This is a genomic window from Acidiphilium sp. AL, from assembly GCF_025499445.1.
Taxonomy (GTDB): Bacteria; Pseudomonadota; Alphaproteobacteria; order Acetobacterales; family Acetobacteraceae; genus Acidiphilium; species Acidiphilium iwatense.
Genome location: NZ_JAIMBZ010000001.1, coordinates 238,401 through 259,355, shown reverse-complemented (window position 1 = coordinate 259,355; position 20,955 = coordinate 238,401). Strand labels below are relative to the sequence as shown.

Genomic DNA, 20,955 nt, shown 5'->3' with positions numbered 1-20,955 from the left:
CGAATCATGGCCGGCGCAGGGTCGAAATGTGGCAACGCCGCGGGGCCGGCTATCGCCAAGCTGCCTTGCGGCTCGGGGTCAATTCATGGGCGACGAAGAGCGGGCCGACCAGAAGATAGCGAAGATCGTCGAAAAACGAGGGTTTCTGCCCCTCCAGATGATGGCCGACGAACTGGCCGATCCAGGCGAGCACGAAAATCGCCACCGCCGCCGCGAGCCGCTCGCCCGGCGGCACCAGCACGAGCCAGACGACGAGCATCGCCACCATCATCACCGCCATGGTCGCCGCCGCCCGGATGCCCACCGCGCGATCCGGGTCGATCCGGGCGTAATAGACGGTCGCGACGATCATCGCGGCGATGGCGACGAGGATGTTCAGCGCCATCAGCAGCCCGATCACCGCGAACACGATGGCCGGCACGCAGATGCAATGGATGATGACGTTGCGCCGGTCCCGATGGCTTTCCGCGTAATGTGCGAGCTTGGCCTGCAGGGTCGTTTCCATGCCGGGTTCATATCACGGCTGATCCGGCTTGTTTAGTTTTTTGTTCGCAACCGCGCCGGTCACCTGCCCGTTCTTCTTGAACGCGACCGGCAGCACGAAGGCGACCATGGGTGGCGAATTCTTCGGCAATTGCCTGACATGGCCTTTCTGGAGCTGGGCAAGGATTTTCCGGTCCAGCGCCGTGTTGCCCGAGGACCGGGCGACGGAGACCGCGACGATAGCGCCGGCGCGGTTCACGATCATTTCATAGAACCCGACACGGGTGACGCCCGGCTCGCGGAGCAATTGCGCCGCCTGCCGGGCGATCGCCTGTCGCGCGGCGGCGGACAACGCGGGCGGCGGCGCGCCATCCGCCAGGGCGAGGGCGGGCAGCAGCAGCCAGATCAAGGCCAGGCAAACCGGATAGCGCATCGAGAAGCCTTTCGCGATCGTCGAATTACGCTGACATCAAATAAGGCATCCGTCGAATTCGACGACCATCGAACCGAATCCGGGTCCGGGATGGCGGCTCGCAATCGGCCCCGCCGGTCCCCACCTTCCGGTCAGTGTGCAGTCAGGAGGTCAGGATGGGCAAGATTCTTATCGTCACCACGTCGCATACCAGCATTCCGGGCACCGACGACGCGACCGGCGTGTGGTACGAAGAGCTCGCGGCGCCGTATTGCGCCTTCGCCGATGCCGGGTACCAGGTCGCGCTCGCCTCGATCCGCGGCGGCGAGGTGCCGATCGACGCCAGAAGCCTCGCCGAAACGCCGCTGCCCGAGCCGGTCCGGCGCTTCCACGACGATCCCGCCGCGATCGAGGCGGCGCATCACAGCAAGCCCGCCACCAGTGTCGATCCGGGTGATTTCGAGGCGATTTTCCTGCCCGGCGGCCATGGCACGATGTGGGATTTTCCGAACAATCCCGTCCTCGCGACACTGATCGCCACCATGCTGGACGCGGGCAAGATCGTCGCCTCGGTGTGTCACGGGCCGGCCGGGTTCATCGGCGTGACCCGTCTCGACGGGTCGCCGCTGATCAAGGGCCGCTCGATCACCTGCTTTTCCGACAGCGAGGAGCGCGCGGTTCACCTTGAGGACAAGGTGCCGTTCCTGCTGGAAACCACGCTGCGCGGTCTCGGCGCGCAGGTCTCGGTCGGTCCCGATTTCACCCCGCACATCATGGAGGACGGCAATCTGCTGACCGGGCAGAACCCGAAATCCTCCGAACCCCTGGCTCAGGCGGTGATCACCGCGCTGAAGGCGAAGCAGACCAAGGCGGCGTAGCCCTACAATGCTCCGCCTCGGCGGCCCACGGCGGCGCCGAGCCGCAGGCGCAGCGCGTTCAGCTTGATGAATCCGGCCGCGTCCTGCTGGTTGTAGGCGCCCTGGTCGTCCTCGAACGTCACCATGCGGGCCGAATACAGCGAGTTCGGGCTCTCCCGCCCGGTGACGATCACGTTACCCTTGTAGAGTTTGAGCCGCACGCGGCCCGCCACCGAATGCTGGCTGGTGTCGATCAAAGCCTGGAGCATCCGGCGCTCCGGGGAGAACCAGAACCCGTTATAGATCAGCTCGGCGTAGCGCGGCATCAGACTGTCCTTGAGATGCGCCGCTTCGCGATCCAGGGTGATGCTTTCGATCGCGCGATGTGCCGCGAGCAGGATAGTGCCGCCGGGGGTTTCATAGACGCCGCGCGATTTCATCCCGACGAAACGGTTTTCCACCAGGTCGAGCCGGCCGATCCCGTTGTCGCGCCCGAGCGCGTTCAGCCGGGTGAGCAAAGTTGCCGGCGACAGGGTTTCGCCGTTCAGGCCGACCGGATCGCCTTCGGCAAAATCGATGCTGATCTCGGTCGCGATATCGGGCGCGGCTTCCGGGCTGATGGTGCGCTGATAGACGATCTCGTCGGGTTCCTGGGCCGGATCTTCGAGGATTTTGCCCTCCGAGGAGGAGTGCAGCAGGTTGGCGTCGACCGAAAACGGAGCCTCGCCGCGCTTGTCCTTGCTGATCGGGATTTGATGGGCCTCGGCGAATTCGAGCAGCCTGGTCCGGCTGGTCAGGCTCCATTCGCGCCACGGCGCGATCACCTTCACGTCAGGCTTGAGCGCGTAATAGGCGAGTTCGAAGCGCACCTGATCGTTGCCCTTGCCGGTCGCGCCGTGCGCCACCGCGTCGGCCCCGACCGCTTCGGCGATTTCGATCTGGCGCTGCGCGATCAACGGTCGCGCGATCGAGGTGCCGAGCAGATACTGGCCCTCGTAAAGCGCATTGGCGCGGAACATCGGGAACACGAAGTCGGCAGTGAAGGTTTCGCGGAGATCCTCGACGAAAATCTCCTTGATGCCGAACAATTCGGCCTTGCGGCGCGCGGGTTCGAGTTCCTCGCCCTGGCCGAGATCGGCGGTGAAGGTGACCACCTCGGCGTTGTATTCGGTCTGCAGCCAGCGGAGGATGACGCTGGTATCCAGCCCGCCCGAATAGGCGAGCACCACTTTCTTCACGCTCTTGTCGGCCATCGCAACAATTCTCCTCGGCTGGGACGCGACCTATCAGCCGGCTGACGCTCTGCCAAGCGCGGATCAGGTTTGCGTGACCGGCGGTTTCGCGCCGCCGACCAGCCGGCGGACCTTGGCGGCGGTTGCCGGCGTGTTCCAGTCGCCCGCGCCTTCCAGCCGGGCGACCATGTCGCCCTTTCGGTCGATCAGAACGGTGAGCGGAATGCCGTCGACATGAAACGCCGCCAGCGCGCTCGACGAAGGGTCGACCAGCACCGGCAACCCCTCGATATGATGCTTCGCGTAATAGGGCTCGACCGCGCGCGCGCCGCTTGAATCGACCGAAATCGGCAGAACCCTGATCCCGTCGGGCAGCAGCACCTTGTTCAGCGCGGCGAGCGTGGGCAATTCGCGGGTGCAGGGGCCGCACCAGGTCGCCCAGAAATTCACCACCAGCCCCTCGCCGCGATAATGCGCGAGGGTGAGGCGCCGCCCACCCGCGTTCATGAAGTGAAACGGCGGCGGCGGCACCGGCATGATCTCGCCGAGCGCGCCAGCCGCGTCGGGCAGGTCCGAAGCACGGGCGGATTTGCCGAACCCGGCCAGCGAAGCTAATCCTGGCGCTGCCAGACCCGCGCCGATTGCCGCGAAATGCCGCCGAGATAATGTGAGTGCCATGGACCGCCGAACTCCGAAAACCGATATGCCTCCCCCCATCTCTGGCGCGGCATCCGCCCGGCTGCAATGGGCCAATCTGCAATGGGGCGGCCGGTTCGCCGAAGGCCCCGCCGCGATCATGCAGGCGATCAACGCCTCGATCGGTTTCGATTACCGGCTGTGGCGCGAGGATATTGCCGGAAGCCTCGCCCATGCGGCGATGCTGGCGAAGCAGGGCATCATTTCCGAGGCCGACGAAGCGGCGATCCGCCAGGGTCTGAGCGAAATCGGTGCCGCGATCGCGGAGCAGAAATTCACCTTCGATCCGGCGCTGGAGGACATCCACACCAATATCGAGGCCTGGCTGGTCGGCCATATCGGCGAGGCCGGGCGGCGGCTGCACACCGGGCGCAGCCGCAACGACCAGGTGGCGACCGATTTCCGGCTCTGGGTGCGCGCGGCGGTCGATGCGCTGGACGGCCAGTTGCGCGATCTGATGCGCGCCCTGGCCGGGCGCGCGGCGGAACATGCCGCGACGATCATGCCCGGTTTCACCCATCTGCAGACCGCGCAGCCGGTGACGTTCGGGCATCACCTGCTCGCCTATGTGGAAATGCTCGCGCGTGACCGGGGCCGGCTCGCCGATTGCCGGGTTCGGCTGAACGAATGCCCGCTGGGGGCGGCCGCGCTGGCCGGCACCACCTTCCCGATCGACCGGGCGATGACCGCGCGAACGCTCGGCTTCGACCGGCCCACCGCGAACTCGCTCGATTCGGTGTCCGACCGGGATTTCGCGATCGAGTTTCTCGCGGCGCTGTCGATCCTGGCGATGCATCTCTCGCGCTTCGCCGAGGAAATCGTGATCTGGACCAGCGCACCCTATCGATTTGTGCGGCTGTCGGACGCGTTCACCACCGGCTCCTCGATCATGCCGCAGAAGCGCAACCCGGACGCGGCGGAGCTGGCCCGCGCCAAAACCGGGCGGATTTTCGGCGCGCTGACCGGCTTGCTCACGGTGATGAAGGGCCTGCCGCTCGCCTATGCCAAGGACATGCAGGAGGACAAGGAGGCGGTGTTCGACGCCGCCGATGCCGCCGAACTGGTGCTCGCGGCGATGGCGGGGATGGTGCGCGACATGCAGCCGGACCCGGCGCGGATGCGCGCGGCGGCGGGGGCGGATTACGCGACCGCGACCGATCTCGCCGATTATCTGGTGCGCGAACTCGGTCTGCCGTTCCGCACCGCGCATCACGCGACCGGCCGGATCGTGAGCGCGGCCGAGGCTCGCGGGCTGGAGCTGGCGGATTTGCCGCTGGCGGCAATGCAGGAGATCGAGCCGCGCATCACGGAAAAAGTGTTCGAGGTGCTGACCGTCGAGGCTTCGGTCGCCGCGCGCAGCGCCCAGGGTGGCACCGCGCCGGAGAATGTCGCGCGCGAGGCCGCGCGGTGGCTGGAGGCCCTGGCATGAGGCCGGTTCTATTGCTTGCCCTGCTCGCCTGTCTCGCTCTGGCGTCCTGCGGTCGGGCGGGTGCCCCCTCGCCGCCCGGCCCGGCGAGCGCGATCACCTATCCGCACCAGTATCCATCGAACTGACGATGGACGCTCTCGCGCGCGATCGGGAATGGCACCGGCTGATCGCTGCAAGGCCGGGTCTGGCCTGGAACGCAATGGCCGGGCTGGGTTTCGAGGATGTTCCGCTAGCCGCGATCGCGGCGGAGCACGGCACGCCGTGCTGGGTTTACGGCGCCGACACGCTGCGCGCGCGGCTCGCGACCTTGCGCGACGCCTTCGCCGCCGAAGGGCTGGCGCCCGCGATCCGCTACGCGGTGAAGGCGAACGACCATCTGGCGATCCTGTCGGTCCTGCGCATGGACGGCGCGGGCGCCGATGTGACCAGCACAGGCGAATTCGCTCGCGCCGAAGCCGCCGGCATCGCGCCGGGAGCGATGGTGTTCTCGGGCGTCGGCAAACGGTCTGACGAGATCGAACGGGCGATCGGCGCCGGGATCGGCCAGATCAACGTCGAGAGCGCGGAAGAACTCGGCATGATTTCGGCAATCGCATCCGCGATGGGACGGACGACGCCGGTTTCGCTGCGGGTGAACCCCGATATCGAAGCCGGGGCGCATGACAAGATCAGCACCGGGCGGGCGGGCGATAAATTCGGTATCGCCTATAGCGATGCGGTATCGCTCTATCGTCATGCCGCGGCGCTGGCCGGCATCGCGCCTTGCGGGTTCTCCACCCATATCGGCAGCCAGATTTTTTCGCCCGAGCCGTTCGAGGCGGCGTACCGGCGCGTGCTCGATCTGATCGATGCGCTGCGCGCCGACGGGGTTGCGGTCACCCGGCTCGACCTCGGCGGCGGATTTGGGATTCCCTATGACGACGGCATTGCGTTCGCGCTGCCCCCCTACGCGTCGATGGTGCGGCGCGTGGCGGGCAACCGGGGGTTGGAGCTGATCGTCGAACCAGGCCGCTGGCTGGTGGGACCGGCGGGGCTGCTGCTGGCACGGGTAACCCTGGTCAAGCGCACGGCGCAACAACGTTTCGTGGTGCTCGATGCCGGGATGAACGATCTGCTGCGCCCGGCCTTGTACGACGCGCGGCACGGCATCGTGCCGGTGAGTGCCGTGGATGCCGCCGGCGTCGCGCATCCCGCCGAGGTGGTCGGGCCGGTGTGCGAGAGCAGCGACCGGTTCGGCGATTATGCGCTGCCGGAGCTCGCACCCGGCGCGCTGGTCGCGATCCTCGATGCCGGTGCCTATGGGGCGGCGATGAGCAGCACCTATAATGGACGGCCCTTCGCCGCGCAGCTCTTGATCGAGCGTGGAACGCCCCATGTGATCAGGATGCGGCAAGGCATCGAAGATCTATGGCGCGACGAGATCGTGCCCGACCGGCTGGGATAGATGGTCTCCCGCCTCGCCCGGTTGCGCAGGCGGGCGCGCATCGTGCTCTGGGTCGAGGCGCTGGCGATCGCGGCGATGGTGCCGGTCGGGGTGATTGTGCTGTTCCTGATCCTCGCCCTGACCGGTGCGGGCGGCTGGATCGTCGACATTCTGGGGCTGGCCGGGCTGGCCGCGACGGTCTGGCAGGCGTATCGGCGCTTCCGCGCGCCCGAGCCGGCCGCGATCGACCGGCGGATCGAGCGCGATTCGGGGCTGGCGCACCGGCCGATCGCGGCGATCGAGGACCGTCCCGCGCCGCTCGAGGGTGCCGAGGCGCCGTTATGGGCGGCGTATCGCGCGCGGCTGGACCGGGCGATCGCGGGTGCGAAGGTGGGTGTGCCGGCGCCCGATTTCGCGGCGCACGATCCGTTCGCGCTGCGCGCCTTGCTGCTGCTGGGGCTGATCGCCGCCTGGATCGCCGCCGGGCCGCAGGCAGGGTCGCGGCTTGCCGGGCTCCTCGCCCCGCCGCGCCTGTTCGCCGGCCCCGCCATGTCCGTGCAGGCCTGGATCACGCCGCCGCGCTGGACCCGCGGGGCGCCGCGCCTGATCGGCGCGCGGGACCGGATCGTTCATGCCCTGGCCGGTTCCTCGCTCTCGCTGATCGTGACCGGCGCGGGCGGCGGCGCGCCCGCCGCCTGGATCGGCGGGAAACCTCTCGGCTTCGCCACGCTCGACCGGGGCAGCTACCGGGCGACGCAGCCGCTCCTGGTCTCGACGCGCGTGGTTGTCGGGCCGTTCTGGCATCGCGCGGCACGGTTCCGCATCGACGTGACGGCACCCACACCGCCGCTCATCGGTTTCACCGTCCCACCGCATCCCGATGCGGACGGCAGGCGGATCGATCTGTCGTGGCGGGCCGAGAGTCGCTACGGGCTGAAATCCCTGGCATTGCGCTACCTTCCGGTGTCCGCGCCGAATGCGCGCACGGAAAGCGCCTCGCTCGCTCGCGGCAAACGCCTGTCGGGCGCGGCGCGGCTCGACCTGCTTGCCAGCCCCTATGCCGGGCTCGCGGTGTCCGGCCGGCTCGCCGCGATCAATCCGGCCAATCTGACTGGGCGATCGGCGGAGGCGAAATTCACCTTACCGGCACCGCATCTGGTCAATCGCACGGCGCAGGCGCTGGAAGACGTGCGCCGTGCCCTGGCGCTGACCCCGACGCTGCGCCCCGCACTGGCGAAAACGCTCATCGCGATCGGCCAGTCGCCGCCGGGGGCGGTGACGCCGGGAACCGGCAAGGCGATCCGGCGATTCGCCGCGGCTTTCGCCGCCGGCGGCGGCAAGGCCGCGCATCCCGAGGCGCAGCTCTGGACCCTGGTGCAGCGCGCCGAACAGGGCGCGGCATACCGGTCGGCGCAGCAGCTCGACGCCGCGCGGCGCGCGCTGGAACAGGCCCTCGAGCGCGCGCTGGATGGGCGGCCGGAGACCGCGCGCCAGTTGCGCGCCCTGCTCGATCGGCTGAACCGGACCACCGAAGCGCATCTTTCGGCCCTGGCACAGCAGGCACAGGCGCGGAATCAACAAGCGCAGCCGATGTCGATGTCGGCGATCGACCGGCTGGCCCAGCGCATCGCCCATGAAGCGGCTGCCGGAGAAGAAGCGCAGGCGCGGCGCGACATGCGCCGGCTGCGCCACATGCTGAACCAGTTGCAGAACGCCGCGCCGATGAGCGCGGCCCAGGCGGCGGCGCAACGGGCGGAGCAGAACGCCGCCCAGGCATTGTCGCGCCTGATGCGCCGGGAATCCCGGCTGATGGACCGCACCGGACGGCGCAGCCTGCCGCCGATGGGCAATACCGCCGGACAGAAACCCGGACCGCGCAGTCAGGCGCTCGCCCAGGAACAGCAAGGCTTGCAAATGGCCCTGCAGGCGATCCGGCAGGCGATGGCGAATGCCGGCCTGCCCGCGATGCCGGAACTCGGCAACGGCAAGCGGGCGATGGCAGGCGCGGAAGCGCATCTCAAGGCCGGCGACCGCGCGGGCGCGGTGCCGCCGGAACGCGCCGCGATCACAGCATTGCAGCAGGCTTCCGGCGCGCTGCAATCGATGCAGGCGGGGCATGGCACCGGCGGCGGGCCGGTCGGGCTTGGCCGGCATGCGCCGGGCGGCCATGGCGAGTTCGGCAATGAGAATCGTGGCGTGCTGAGCCTGGGCCGGGCCGGCGCGCATTCGGAGGCGCGGCAGATCGAGAACGAACTGATCCGGCGCGACGCCGAGCCCGGCCTGCCGCCGCCGGCGCATCTTTATTACCACCGGCTGCTGGGCAATCGTTTCTGATCGGATCTGGCTGGGGTGGGAGGATTCGAACCTCCGCATGGCGGAATCAAAATCCGCTGCCTTACCGCTTGGCTACACCCCATGCGCGCAAGGTCTGATATGGCGTCGCGCGCCGCTCGGCAAGGGCCGCACGGCAGATGCGGCGTTCGAAGGATGTTCAAGCAGGGCAATCCACGTTAGATGACGTGCGTTTTCCGGGGAGAAACAGAAATGGACCTGATCGCCGCGCGTTTGAACCGCATCAGCCCGAGCCAGACCATCGCGATTTCGACCAAGGCGCGGCAGCTCAAGGCCGCGGGACGCGATATCATCAGCCTTTCGGCCGGCGAGCCGGATTTCGACACGCCCGACCACATCAAGCGCGCCGCGATTGCCGCGATCGAGGCGGGCGAGACCAAATATACCGATGTCGCCGGCACCATGACCCTGCGGAAGGCGGTCGCGGAAAAGTTCAAGCGCGACAGCGGAATCGACTACAAGCCGGAGGAGATCATCGTCTCGACCGGTGGCAAGCAGGTGATTTTCAACGCCATGCTCGCGACCATCGAGGCGGGCGACGAGGCGATCATCCCGACGCCGTGCTGGGTGAGCTATCCCGACATCGTGCAACTGGCCGAGGGCAAGCCGGTCTTCGTTCCCTGCGGCCAGAACAACGGGTTCAAGCTGCGCGCCGAGGATCTGGAAGCCGCGATCACGCCGCGCACCAAATGGCTGATCCTGAACTCGCCGTCCAACCCGACCGGGGCGGCCTATTCGGCGGAGGATCTGCGGCCGATCTGCGATATGCTCCTGCGCCACCCGGATGTCTGGGTGTTCACCGACGATATCTACGAAAAACTGGTCTATGACGGGTTCAGGCCGGCCACCATCGTCGAGGTCGAGCCGCGGTTGCGCGACCGCACGGTGACGATGAACGGCTGCTCGAAAGCCTATGCGATGACCGGCTGGCGCATCGGCTTCTGCGGCGCGCCGGTGGCACTCATCAAGGCGATGGACAAGCTACAGAGCCAATCCACCTCGAACACCTCGTCGGTGTCGCAGGCGGCGGCGGTCGCGGCGCTGACCGGGCCGGAGGATGCGATCGCGACGATGCGGGCGGCCTATCGCGAACGGCGCGATCTGGTGGTCGAGATGCTGAACGCGGCACCCGGCCTGACCTGTGCGAAGCCCGAGGGCGCGTTCTACGTATTCCCCTCGATCCATGGCTGCATCGGCAAGACCAGCGCGGGCGGGACCAAAATCACCGATGACGAGGCGTTCGTCACCGCGCTGCTGGAGGAGCACGGCGTCGCCGCCGTGCACGGATCGGCCTTCGTCTATCCCGGCTATTTCCGGGTCAGCTACGCGACCAGCACCGAGGCGCTGCGCGACGCCTGCACCCGGATCCAGAATTTCTGCAAGGACATGCGCTGATCCACCAGCACAGGTGACCGCGCCCTGGGGCTGGGGCGCGGCGAGCGTGGCATTGCCATGCACGCGACAACCAGCGGTTCGCCTGGTTGTCGCGACGGCCAATCACCACATGAATGTCATCGAGTCGGGGCGTCTTGCCGGGATTGCGCCCTGAGTATAATGGAACAAATCATGAACTGTTTATCCCGGCTTGACCCCGACTCGGTGCAAGCGAATTTTGTGATGGAACCCGATGTAGTAGGTCATTGCGTGGGCCCCCCTCTATATGTTGTTATGGTGGACGCGAACCCGAGCGGAGACGAAGCAGCGATGAACGCGATCACCCGAACCGAACCGTCGATGCTCGACGACCTCGACGATATCGTCCAGATGCCGGGACGGCATCAGGTGCGGGTCGACCGGTCGCGCGATTCGCTGCTGACCGATTTCGGCCGGGCGACCCTGGACGACCGCTACCTGCTGCCCGGCGAGGGCTATCAGGATCTGTTCGCACGTGTCGCCTCCTATTATGGCGACGATACGGCGCACGCGCAGCGGCTCTACGACTATATCAGCCGGATGTGGTTCATGCCGGCGACGCCGGTGCTCTCCAATGGCGGCACCTCGCGCGGGCTGCCGATTTCCTGCTTCCTGAACGAGGCGTCGGACAGTCTGGAGGGGATCGTCGATCTCTGGAACGAGAATGTCTGGCTGGCGAGCAAGGGCGGCGGCATCGGCTCCTATTGGGGCAATCTGCGCTCGATCGGCGAAAAGGTCGGCCAGAACGGCAAGACCTCGGGCGTGGTGCCGTTCATCCGGGTGATGGACAGCCTGACGCTTGCAATTTCCCAGGGCTCGCTGCGGCGCGGCTCGGCGGCGGTGTATCTGCCGGTTTCGCACCCGGAAATCGAGGAATTCATCGAGATCCGCCGGCCGACCGGCGGCGACCCGAATCGCAAGGCGCTCAACCTGCATCATGGCATTCTGATTTCGGACGCGTTCATGCGCGCGGTCGAGGGCGACGAGATGTGGTCCCTCACCTCGCCCAAGGATAACGCGCATGTGCGCAGCGTGTCGGCGCGCGCGCTGTGGGTGCGGCTGCTGACCGCGCGGATCGAGACCGGCGAGCCGTATCTGGTGTTCTCCGATCATGTGAACAACGCGCGGCCGGAGCATCATAAACTGGCCGGACTCGAAGTGAAGACCTCGAATCTGTGCTCCGAGATCACCCTGCCGACCGGGCTCGACCAGCACGGCGCGCAGCGGACCGCGGTGTGCTGCCTGTCCTCGATCAATCTGGAAACCTGGTTCGAGTGGCACGACAATCCGCAGTTCATCGAGGATGTGATGCGCTTCCTCGATAATGTGCTGCAGGATTTCATCGACCGCGCGCCGGACAGCATGAGCCGGGCGAAGTATGCGGCGATGCGCGAGCGTTCGGTGGGGCTTGGGGTGATGGGGTTCCATTCCTTCCTGCAGGCGCTGAACATCCCCTTCGAGAGCGCCATGGCGAAGGTGTGGAACATACGGATTTTCAAGCATATTCGGTCTGGGGCCGATGCGGCGTCGCACAAGCTGGCCGCCGAACGCGGGCCGTGCCCGGATGCCGCAGATTACGGGATCATGGAGCGGTTTTCCAACAAGATGGCGATCGCGCCGACCGCCTCGATCTCGATCATCGCGGGCAATGCGAGCCCCGGAATCGAGCCGATCGCCGCCAATGTGTTCCTGCAGAAGACACTCTCCGGCAGCTTCTCGGTCCGCAACCGCCACCTGCAGCAACTGCTGGCCGCCAAAGGCCGCGACGACGACGAGACCTGGTCGAACATCACCGTCACCAAGGGGTCGGTGCAGCATCTCGATTTCCTGACCGACGACGAGAAATCGGTGTTCAAGACCGCGTTCGAGCTGGATCAGCGCTGGGTGGTCGAGCACGCGGCGGATCGGACGCCGTATATCTGCCAGAGCCAGTCGGTCAACGTGTTTCTGCCCGCCGACGTGCATAAGCGGGATCTGCACCAGATCCATTATCAGGCGTGGAAGCGCGGGGTGAAGTCGCTGTATTATTGCCGGTCGCTGTCGATCCAGCGCGCCGATACGGTGAGCGAAAAGGTCGAACGGCGCAGCCATGACGAGGCGGCCAACGATACGGCGCCCCTGCCGCTGGTTGCGGCGGCGAGCCCGACCAATTACGAGGAGTGCCTGGCGTGTCAGTGACCGCGAGATAGGAGAAGTCAGAAATTCCAAAATTTAATTGGAACCACAAAATGCAAGTCGAATGGAAAAGCCGTGAAATACTCAATTCGTAATAAAATTTTATATGCCGGCCTTCCCCTTGCGCTGATGGGAACTTATTGTGACTTTGGTTATCAGAAAAATCATCATATTTCGACAAATCATGTGCCGCCATTAGTCACAAGCGCTACGGTTGCTGTAAGTGGATCCGTAAGCCCGCAAACGATTACAACAAATACTATTACGGGAGATCATTATATCGGTCAGGCTCAATCGTCACTCAATGACTTATATGGGTTGAATTTTGGTAGAAAATAATAATTCAATTGAGCATTAATAAATGCGATCCAAGATTTATACATTTAACGTATAAATAAATTTATTTCAAACATTGCCTTCAATTTCTAAGCTTTCTGTCGATCCCAAAGCCTGAGGTAAGAGTATGTCCGCCATCGTTTCCGCCCCGTCATCCGTCCCGTCCACAGCGCAAAAATACGACCTGCTGACCGAAAATCCGGTCTATAAGCCGTTCCGCTACCCGTGGGCCTATGAGGCGTGGCTGACCCAGCAGCGGGTGCACTGGCTGCCCGAGGAAGTGCCGCTGGCCGACGACGTGAAGGACTGGCACAAGAATCTGACGTCCGGCGAGCGCAATCTGCTGACCCAGATTTTCCGCTTCTTCACCCAGGCGGATGTCGAGGTGAACAACTGCTACATGAAGCACTATTCGCAGGTGTTCAAACCGACCGAAGTGCTGATGATGCTGTCGGCGTTTTCCAATATCGAGACCGTGCATATCGCCGCCTATTCGCATCTGCTCGATACCGTGGGAATGCCGGAACTCGAATACTCGGCCTTCATGAAATACAAGGAAATGAAGGACAAGTACGACTACATGCACGGCTTCCGGGTCGACAGTAAGCACGAGATCGCCAAGACGCTGGCGGCCTTCGGCGCCTTCACCGAAGGGCTGCAACTGTTCGCCTCCTTCGCGATCCTGCTGAATTTTCCGCGTTTCAACAAAATGAAAGGGATGGGCCAGATCATCTCCTGGTCGGTGCGCGACGAGAGCCTGCACTGCATCTCGGTGATCCGCCTGTTCCGCACCTTCATTTCGGAAAACCCGGAGATCTGGACCGAGGAGCTGCGGCGCGAACTCTATCTGTCGTGCGCAACCATCGTCGATCACGAGGATGCGTTCATCGATCTGGCGTTCGAGTTCGGCGCGGTCGAGGGGCTGACCGCCGCCGATGTCAAGCGCTATATCCGCTTCATCGCCGATCGCCGGTTGCAGCAGCTCGGCCTCAACGTGCTGTTCCATATCGAGAAGAACCCGCTGCCCTGGCTCGACGAGATGCTCAACGCGGTGGAGCACGCGAATTTCTTCGAAAACCGGGCGACCGAATACAGCAAGGCCTCGACCACCGGCTCCTGGGAAGATGCCTTCGCCGATTTCGTGTTTTCGTCCGAAACGCCGGCCTCGGTTTCGTAAATCCGACCGATTCGCGCCGATCCCGCGGGAAAATCATTGTGCGACTAAACTTGTAAAAATTTTGGAACCATGCCTTTATAACCTGGAAATCTATCCAAAAATCTGCGCGCCGGCGGGCCTGACCGGCTCAGGCCTGCCGGAAAATCGCGCGTTGATTGCAATTGGTGCTATTTTCGGACGATTTTCGGATGGCGCAACGACTAAAAATCAGTAAGGTGACGAACCGTTCATCTTCAGATTGGGTGTAACCGTGGTGGATGAGGATTCTGTCGACCAAGTGACCGACAACGCAAAACCGGACCGATCGCAGTCGCGCTACAGCCGACGCCTGTCCGACAAGATTCTCATCGCCTTTCACCATGCCTGCGATCAGGACGATTACGACGTCGCGGAACAATTGCTGGTGATCCTGGAAAAGATGCTGTCCCGGCGCACCGTCAACCCCGACACCAATCGGCGCAAAAGCATCGAAAGCCTGGTCGCCGCCCATGAGCGGCTCTGGCATCTGCGCCATCCCGAGCAGAGATACGGCTGAGGCCGCGCTGGCCTGGCGGCCTCTCGCCGCCGGCGCGATCGGCAACGTGCTCGAATGGTATGATTTCGGGCTATACGGCTTCCTTGCCCCCACGCTGGGCCGGCTGTTCTTCCCCTCGCATGACCGCATCGCCTCGCTGCTCGGGGTGTTCGCCGGATTCGCCATCGGTTTTCTGATGCGCCCGCTGGGCGGCATCGTTTTCGGCTATCTCGGCGATCGGATCGGCAGGCAGTTCGTCCTGCTGCTTTCGGTGACCATGATGGGCAGCGCCACGGTTCTGGTCGGCCTGCTGCCGACCTATGCAGAGGCCGGGGTCGCGGCCCCGGTTCTGCTGGTCCTGGTGCGCATCCTGCAGGGAGTTTCGGTGGGCGGCGAGTTCACCGGATCGGTGACCTATCTGGTCGAGACCGCGCCCGAAAATCGCCGGGGCTTCGCCGGCAGCTTCGCCAATATCGGCTCGATGGGCGGCTCGCTGCTGGCGGCCGGGCTCGCGGCACTCACCGCGGCGGTCGGCGGCGCCCATGCCCTCGATGCCGGCGCCTGGCGCATCCCGTTTCTCGCCGGCGGCGCGCTCGCCGCGATCGCGTTCCTGCTCCGCCGTCATATCGAGGACAGCCCCTACCGGCCCGACCCGAACGAGAGAATCGCTCCGCTGCGGGTGGCTTTCGCCGAAAATCCGCGCGGGCTCGGCCTCGCGACCCTGTTCGCCTTCGGCTATGGCGGCAGCTTCTATCTCGCCATGGTGTTCCTGCCGACCTTCGCGACCAGTTTCGGCCATACGGACGCGGCGCGCGCGCTCGGCATCAACACGATCGCCCAGGCGCTGACCATCCTGGTCATTCCCCTCGCCGGCTGGAGCACCGATCGTCTGATCGGACGCACGACTCTGATCGCGCTCGCTTTCGCGGCACTGGCGCTGACCGCCTGGCCCGGCTTCGCCGCCGCGCGCGATGCGGCGTCATCCGGCCTCTGGGCAGTGCAGATCGGGTTCGCGCTGCTGCTCGCGCTGGTGATGGGCGCGGCGCCCGCCATGCTCTCGGGACTGTTTCCGCCCCGCTACCGGCTGTCGGGCTATTCGCTGGCGTTCAATCTCGGCATGGGGTTCGGCGGCGGCACCGCGCCGATGATCGCGACCGCGCTGATCGGGGTGACCGGCAGCAAGCTGGCCGCCGGGGTCTATCTGCTGGCCACCGCATCGCTTGCCGCGATCGCTTCCGCCTTGCTGGGCAAGCCCTCGGTCAGCAAGGGACCGAAGCCGCGCCGGTGATGCACGGTGATGCCGAGCGAGGCGATCGCCGCGCGGTGTGCCGGCGTGCCGTAGCCGGCGTTGCGCGCCCAGAAATAGCCGGGGTAGCGGGTATCCAGCCGCGTCATCAGCCGGTCCCTGGCGATTTTGGCCGCGATCGAAGCCGCCGCGATCGACAGCGAAATACCGTCGCCGCCGATCAGCGTGGTGCAGGGCATCGGCAGCGACGGCGCGATGTGGCCGTCGATCAGCACGTGATCCGGGCGGCATTTCAGCCGCGAGACCGCCCGGCGCATCGCGAGCAGGCTCGCGTGCAGGATGTTGAGGCGGGCGATTTCGGCGACCGATGCGGCGCCCAGCGCGACGAACGCGCCAGAATCGATCAGCGCGGCCAGAGCACGCACGCGCTGGGCGGCGGAGAGTTTCTTGGAATCGTCGATCAGCGCGGCCAGTCCTGCAGGCAGCACGTCCGGCAGGATCGCCGCCGCCGCCACCACGGGGCCGGCGAGCGGCCCGCGCCCCACCTCGTCCACCCCGGCGACCACGCCGCCGATCCGGGTTTCGTGGCGGCAGTCAGGCATAAGATCAATATGGCTTCTGGTTGAATCGCGCAGCAATCCAGCCAGAAGCCATGAAATTGATCGTCAAGACAAATCGAAAGCGTGCTTGATGCATAGTCATCACGCTTTCGGTTCGATCCGTCGAGGCGTTCTGCGGACCGGGGCGGCGTTGGCTTCGAGCAGTGCGAGCAATCCGGCGATGATCTGACGCGGCGTCGGCGGGCAGCCGGCGATGAGCAGATCGACCGGCAGGATGCGTTCCGCACCGCCGAGAACCGGCGCCGAGCCCTTGAACACTCCGCCATCCACCGCGCAATCGCCCATCGCGACGACGAAGCGCGGCGGCGCCATCGCCGCCAGGGTGCGCTGTGCGGCCTCGGCGAGGTTGGTCGTGGCGACGCCGGTGATCAGGAGCACATCCGCCGCCCGCGGGTCGTCGGTAAAGGTGATCCCGGAGCGCGAAAGTCCGTCGCGCAGCACGCGCACCGCCGCCAATTCGATTTCGCAGCCGCCGCAGCTGCCTGCATCGACGTGGCGGACGGCGAGGCTGCGGCCGAGCAGCGCCTGACCGGAGGCGGCGAGGCGTTCGGCGAGAACCCGCACAGTCGAGTCGGGCGTGGCCGGGTCGGGATCGGGGTTCATAGATCGACTGCTCCGAACGAAATCCCATAAATTTCTGACAACAAAGCAAATTCATCGAAATTCATACCCACCGAAGCGGCCTCCAGCGCGGGCAGCAGCCGTGTTGCCGGGTCGATCACGAAAACATCGGCGATCTGGCCGGCTTCGAGCATGACCCAATGATGGATCATGCCGGTGGCACTTGCCGCGGCGCCGATCGCCATGCCGGTCGCCGCCGGCAGTGGATGGGCGATGATGCCTTCGGGGAGTGCGGCCAATGCGTCGCGCGCGGTTGCGGCGAGGTTGATCGCCGAGCGGGCGCGGGCCAGCGCGAGCGGCGCCGCGCCGCGCAGATCGCGCCGCACCGAGGCGCAGCCGATGCCGCGAACCGCGCGCGATGCCGCTGCCAGCGCGGCGGTCAGGCGCGGGAATTCGTCCGGTCTTGCATCAGCGGCGAGACCGCCCGGTACCACCAGATCCATCATCAGCCGATGGCCGAAGACCAATGCCAGCGCCGCCGCGATCTCCGCCCGCACGCGGCCCAGAACGGTGGCGCGCCGGAGGTGGCCGGCAGCCTCGGCGGTTGCGGCGAGAGCGGAGAGATCGGAGGTAATCCGTTCGATATTCAGCATGATCGCGCGCAACGTTTCGGCGCGCGGCGGAGCGGTGGTGCCGCTCGCCGCCTCGGCGGCACGGGCGAAGGCGAGCGCGTGGGCGACCGTCGCGCCGCCGGCGATGCGCGCGGCGAAGCGGGCGGCGGCGCGTGGCGACTTGCCGCGCATCAAGGCGAGGATGCCGCGATGCGCGTAGCCGAGACGGTGCTCCAGCCGGGCGATCCTCGCGCCGTCGAGGGTGAAGCGGCGATGCGCCGGGGTGGCGATCAGGCCGGAGACCGGGCCCTGGCCGATCTGATAAAACCCCTCACCCGGTGTTTCGATAAAGCGTGGCCACGCGGCATCGGTTCCCGCCACACCGTGGCGGATCGCCGGACGCGTATCGGCGGCGTTGTCGGCGATCGCGCCGGTGAGGTCGTGGGCGAGGCGCTCGAACCAGGCGGCGAGAGTCCAACCCGGTGAGAGCGCGGCATAGCGCCCTTCGACCAGAGGTGAGGCCAGAAATAGTAGAGAACCATTGTGCTCGAACAAAGCGTGGACGCGATCGCGCGCGATCCAGAGGCCGAGGAACCGCGCGGTGGCGTCGCCTGCGGCGAGACGCGCCCATGATTCGGGGGGCAGCACGCGCAATGCGACCGGGGATGCGGGCTCGGTGGCGGCGGAGTCGATCAGCTTGGCGAAATCGGCGGTCATCCGGCACCGCCGATCAGCGAAGGTGCCACCCCCAGCGCGACGAGAAGTGCGAGCAGCAGCGCCGCCGCCGCGAGCACGGCGGGCGCATGTTTCGGCTGCCGGGGCGCAGCGCCGGGCGACAGGCGGGCCATCAGCAGGATCGCCGAGATCGCGAGAACCAGGGTGAGACAGATGCCGAACGGGAGGGATGCGGCAAAGGCGGCACGCAGCACCGCGAAATCCCCGGCGAACAGGCCGAACGGCGGCAGACCGGCCAGGGCCGTCATGCATCCCGCCTCGATCCAACGGCGCCCAAACGCGGTTTTGTGGCGTTCGGCGAGGAACCCGGCGAGCCGGGCGAGGACGATGCCGGCAAGAATCAGCCACCCGGCCTCGGCAGCGCCGAGCCCGAAGCCGATCAACGCCGCGCCCGCCTGGGTGAAGCTCGCGGCTTCGAGGGGCGGCGCGCGCCGCCAGAGGCGAACGACGCCGAATACGACGAAGATGCCACCGATCGCGATCAGCAGGCCGGCCCAGGAGAAGTTGTCGGCGAAAACCATCGCCAGTGCGACGAACGCGAGCGGCAAGGCAAGGCGTGCGGTCCGGCGCGGCGCGATGTCGGCGGCGAGGGTCGCGGCAAGGAGCAGAACAACCAGTTTCGCGATCCAGATGGCGAGACCGAGCGGCCAGGACAGGATGAGCCTAGCATCCGCCATGCCGAAGGGGACGGCCACATCGATCAGCGCGGCGAGCAGCACCACCTGGCGCAGCATGGACTCGGCGATGAAGATCGCGCGATCCGGCCCGGCATAGTCGGTGGCGGCGTCATCGCGGAAGCCGCGCGCGGCGATCAGGGCTGCGAACCCGGCGGGAACCAGCACTTGCGGCCCGCCCGGCGCGGCGGCACCGATCCGGCTGATCGACAGGCTCTGGGCGGTGACGGCGAGTGCCGCCATGGCGATCAGCCAGACGGCTTCGGCGAGGCAGGCGCCGGTTGCCGCCTGGGCGGCGGCGCGGCCGCGCGCGCCCCCCCCCGATTCCAGCGCGGCGAGCACGCGGGCGGCACGTCCCAATGCGAGAAGTCCGACGAGCAGAGGCAGACGGGCCAAGGGCTGGGTGATCAGATGATCGGCAAAACCGGGAAGGATACAAGCCGCCGCGCCGGTCGCGGCGAAAGCGAGGATCGGCCATGTGGAATAGAGCGGCGAGGCGAAGGCGGGACGCAGCCGCCGCTTGCGCAGCAGTTTGACCAGATCGTGACCGATCTGAGCCGCCGGCGCGGGCGCGATTCCGGCGCGGCGCACCGCGATCCATCGCGCGAGCGCTTCGAGAGCGAAAGCCATCGCGAGCATCGCGGCGAGGCCGATCAGCGCGGCAAAGAACTGGGCGGCGAGGATCATCGGGCCGCGATCGTGGCGCGCAGCCGGGCCCAGGCGCCGTGCAATTTTGCCGTCCAGGGGCACGGTGCGGTGCGGAAGGCGGCGGCGAAGCCGGTGGCGGTGATCTGGGTCGCCGGGTCGCCGAACGGCAGCCAGGCGGGCGGTTTGGCGAAGCCGCCGCCGAATTCGGCGGACTCCAGCGGGCCGGAGACGATCGCAAAGCGGCGGATCAGCGCGGCGAGACCGAGCAGAACGAGACAAATCCAGGCATTTTCGGCTGATTCGAATAGCGCCAGGACGAGCCCGGACAGCGCGAGAACTATCATCGCGGTGATGGTCGCGCGCGGCGCATCTTCGGCGGCGGCGGCGCGCAGGCTGCGCGGGCGGCCAAGGCAGGCGAGGCCGAAGGCACGGATCGCGGCGAAGCCCATCAGGGCGAACCAGAGCGCCAGAGCGACCGCGCTCACGGCACCGATCGGGTTTCCCGCGATCGCCGGGCGCAGCACAGCGAGGAAAGCGGCGAAGCCCGGCCCCGGCGGCAGCGGGGCGGCGAAACCGAGACCGGCGAGGAGCAGCAGCGAAAAGCGCGGCATGCCGCGCGCGAGCCCGCCCAGCCAGTCGAGCGAACGCGTGCCGGTAGCCTCGAAGATCATCGCGGCGGCGATCGCCAGAAGCGGGGCGGTCAGCGCATTGGCGGCGAGGCAGAGACGCGCCGCCCCATCCGATCCAAGGCCGAATGCGATGAATCCCAGCCCGGTGAAACCAAGGGCGACGGCGCGGGCGAGTCTGGCGAGGTCGAGCGTGGTCGCGGCGCGCCAGCCCGCGGCCACCGCGGCGATCGCGCCGGCAAGAACGAGCAATGGATCGGGCGGCGGATCGGCGATGGCGAGGCCGATCGCGATGGCGGGGATCGCGGCCAGGGCGAAACTTTCGGCGGCGCGGACGCGCACCGCGATCAGCAATGCCAGCAGGGCGAAGAAGGCGGTGGCGTAGGCGTCCCGCGCCAGGATCGCGAGGGTCGTGACGGCGACGAGGACGATCAGCCCCACCCGTCCGGCTGGTGAGGTTTCGATGTCGATCGCGGCGAGGAGCGATGCGGCACCGGCGAGCAGCACCGGCGCCAGAATGGCGGCGCGCGCCGGAAAGATGGCGAAACCGACCGTGCCGGAGACCCCGAGATCCGGGACGCTGACGGTGATGGGGGCCGCATGCAGCAGGATGAACGCCACACAGGCCAAGGCGCCGATCAGCGCGATCGCGGCGGCGACCGGCAGCGTCAGGAGTCGTCTCAGGCCGGAGCGGGACATGCCCCGTGGTAGCAGGGCGGCGCGTGAGTCGGAAGG

At 66.6% G+C, this 20,955-nt stretch carries 20 protein-coding genes and 1 tRNA gene; 11 read left to right on the top strand and 10 right to left on the bottom strand.

Features of this window, described 5'->3' with window-relative positions; all coding sequences use genetic code 11:
• Positions 1 to 49: 49 nt before the first annotated feature.
• A complete protein-coding gene (locus tag AiwAL_RS01090) occupies positions 50 to 505 on the bottom strand; it encodes a DUF962 domain-containing protein (protein WP_262311939.1) in 456 nt (151 codons plus the stop codon).
• A gap of 12 nt (positions 506 to 517) precedes the next feature.
• Positions 518 to 916 carry an energy transducer TonB gene (locus AiwAL_RS01085; protein ID WP_235703963.1) on the bottom strand — a complete coding sequence of 133 codons (399 nt, stop codon included), beginning with the start codon at positions 914 to 916 and terminating at the stop codon, positions 518 to 520.
• A gap of 155 nt (positions 917 to 1,071) precedes the next feature.
• Between AiwAL_RS01085 and AiwAL_RS01080 the strand changes: the two genes are divergently transcribed.
• Complete coding sequence (locus tag AiwAL_RS01080; RefSeq protein ID WP_262311938.1) at positions 1,072 to 1,773, top strand: type 1 glutamine amidotransferase domain-containing protein; 702 nt, start codon at positions 1,072 to 1,074, stop codon at positions 1,771 to 1,773.
• 2 nt (positions 1,774 to 1,775) lie between these two features.
• Here the strand turns inward: AiwAL_RS01080 and AiwAL_RS01075 are convergent, their stop codons facing one another.
• Together AiwAL_RS01075 and AiwAL_RS01070 are read right to left on the bottom strand one after the other, a co-directional pair.
• On the bottom strand, positions 1,776 to 3,005 hold the full coding sequence (locus AiwAL_RS01075) for an argininosuccinate synthase (RefSeq protein ID WP_235703961.1): 1,230 nt from the start codon (positions 3,003 to 3,005) through the stop codon (positions 1,776 to 1,778).
• A 63-nt stretch (positions 3,006 to 3,068) separates the two neighbouring features.
• Positions 3,069 to 3,662 carry a TlpA disulfide reductase family protein gene (locus AiwAL_RS01070; protein ID WP_235703960.1) on the bottom strand — a complete coding sequence of 198 codons (594 nt, stop codon included), beginning with the start codon at positions 3,660 to 3,662 and terminating at the stop codon, positions 3,069 to 3,071.
• A gap of 25 nt (positions 3,663 to 3,687) precedes the next feature.
• Between AiwAL_RS01070 and argH the strand changes: the two genes are divergently transcribed.
• Genes argH through AiwAL_RS01050 form a run of 4 tightly spaced genes read left to right on the top strand, consistent with a single transcriptional unit; the run spans position 3,688 to position 8,866 of the window.
• Positions 3,688 to 5,109 (top strand): argininosuccinate lyase, encoded by a 1,422-nt coding sequence (gene argH, locus AiwAL_RS01065; protein WP_235703959.1) that lies wholly within the window; start codon positions 3,688 to 3,690, stop codon positions 5,107 to 5,109.
• A complete protein-coding gene (locus tag AiwAL_RS01060) occupies positions 5,106 to 5,234 on the top strand; it encodes a hypothetical protein (protein WP_262311937.1) in 129 nt (42 codons plus the stop codon). The genes argH and AiwAL_RS01060 overlap by 4 nt, the downstream gene beginning before the upstream one ends.
• Before the next feature lie 2 nt (positions 5,235 to 5,236).
• Positions 5,237 to 6,553, top strand: coding sequence for a diaminopimelate decarboxylase (gene lysA, locus AiwAL_RS01055; protein WP_235703958.1), 1,317 nt, complete (start codon positions 5,237 to 5,239; stop codon positions 6,551 to 6,553).
• On the top strand, positions 6,554 to 8,866 hold the full coding sequence (locus AiwAL_RS01050) for a DUF4175 domain-containing protein (protein ID WP_262311936.1): 2,313 nt from the start codon (positions 6,554 to 6,556) through the stop codon (positions 8,864 to 8,866). It abuts the gene before it with no gap.
• A 7-nt stretch (positions 8,867 to 8,873) separates the two neighbouring features.
• Here AiwAL_RS01050 and AiwAL_RS01045 read toward each other — a convergent pair.
• A tRNA-Gln gene (locus AiwAL_RS01045) sits at positions 8,874 to 8,948 on the bottom strand.
• A gap of 128 nt (positions 8,949 to 9,076) precedes the next feature.
• Here AiwAL_RS01045 and AiwAL_RS01040 point away from each other — a divergent pair.
• The 6 genes from AiwAL_RS01040 to AiwAL_RS01015 all read left to right on the top strand — a co-directional run bounded on the left by AiwAL_RS01040 (position 9,077) and on the right by AiwAL_RS01015 (position 15,787).
• Entirely contained in the window at positions 9,077 to 10,279 is a 1,203-nt protein-coding gene (locus tag AiwAL_RS01040; RefSeq protein ID WP_235703956.1) for a pyridoxal phosphate-dependent aminotransferase, read from the top strand.
• A gap of 309 nt (positions 10,280 to 10,588) precedes the next feature.
• Complete coding sequence (locus tag AiwAL_RS01035) at positions 10,589 to 12,475, top strand: ribonucleoside-diphosphate reductase subunit alpha (protein WP_235703955.1); 1,887 nt, start codon at positions 10,589 to 10,591, stop codon at positions 12,473 to 12,475.
• A 72-nt stretch (positions 12,476 to 12,547) separates the two neighbouring features.
• Positions 12,548 to 12,811, top strand: a complete 264-nt coding sequence (locus AiwAL_RS01030; RefSeq protein ID WP_262311935.1) for a hypothetical protein — start codon at positions 12,548 to 12,550, stop codon at positions 12,809 to 12,811.
• Positions 12,812 to 12,935: 124 nt separating this feature from the next.
• Positions 12,936 to 13,985: a ribonucleotide-diphosphate reductase subunit beta gene (locus tag AiwAL_RS01025; RefSeq protein WP_235703954.1), complete on the top strand. Its 1,050-nt coding sequence runs from the start codon at positions 12,936 to 12,938 to the stop codon at positions 13,983 to 13,985.
• 277 nt (positions 13,986 to 14,262) lie between these two features.
• A complete protein-coding gene (locus AiwAL_RS01020) occupies positions 14,263 to 14,520 on the top strand; it encodes a hypothetical protein (protein ID WP_235703953.1) in 258 nt (85 codons plus the stop codon).
• A complete protein-coding gene (locus AiwAL_RS01015; RefSeq protein WP_235703952.1) occupies positions 14,474 to 15,787 on the top strand; it encodes an MFS transporter in 1,314 nt (437 codons plus the stop codon). The genes AiwAL_RS01020 and AiwAL_RS01015 overlap by 47 nt, the downstream gene beginning before the upstream one ends.
• Here the strand turns inward: AiwAL_RS01015 and AiwAL_RS01010 are convergent.
• The 5 genes from AiwAL_RS01010 to AiwAL_RS00990 form a co-directional block, all read right to left on the bottom strand.
• Positions 15,697 to 16,347 carry a ribonuclease HII gene (locus AiwAL_RS01010; RefSeq protein ID WP_235703951.1) on the bottom strand — a complete coding sequence of 217 codons (651 nt, stop codon included), beginning with the start codon at positions 16,345 to 16,347 and terminating at the stop codon, positions 15,697 to 15,699. The genes AiwAL_RS01015 and AiwAL_RS01010 overlap by 91 nt on opposite strands.
• 99 nt (positions 16,348 to 16,446) lie before the next feature.
• Positions 16,447 to 16,968 (bottom strand): NADH-quinone oxidoreductase subunit B family protein, encoded by a 522-nt coding sequence (locus tag AiwAL_RS01005; protein ID WP_235703950.1) that lies wholly within the window; start codon positions 16,966 to 16,968, stop codon positions 16,447 to 16,449.
• Entirely contained in the window at positions 16,965 to 18,254 is a 1,290-nt protein-coding gene (locus tag AiwAL_RS01000) for a nickel-dependent hydrogenase large subunit (RefSeq protein WP_262311934.1), read from the bottom strand. The genes AiwAL_RS01005 and AiwAL_RS01000 overlap by 4 nt, the downstream gene beginning before the upstream one ends.
• Positions 18,251 to 19,633 (bottom strand): hypothetical protein, encoded by a 1,383-nt coding sequence (locus AiwAL_RS00995; RefSeq protein WP_262311933.1) that lies wholly within the window; start codon positions 19,631 to 19,633, stop codon positions 18,251 to 18,253. Before AiwAL_RS00995 ends, AiwAL_RS01000 begins: the two co-directional genes overlap by 4 nt.
• Positions 19,630 to 20,919, bottom strand: a complete 1,290-nt coding sequence (locus tag AiwAL_RS00990; protein ID WP_262311932.1) for a hypothetical protein — start codon at positions 20,917 to 20,919, stop codon at positions 19,630 to 19,632. Before AiwAL_RS00990 ends, AiwAL_RS00995 begins: the two co-directional genes overlap by 4 nt.
• Positions 20,920 to 20,955: the final 36 nt, after the last annotated feature.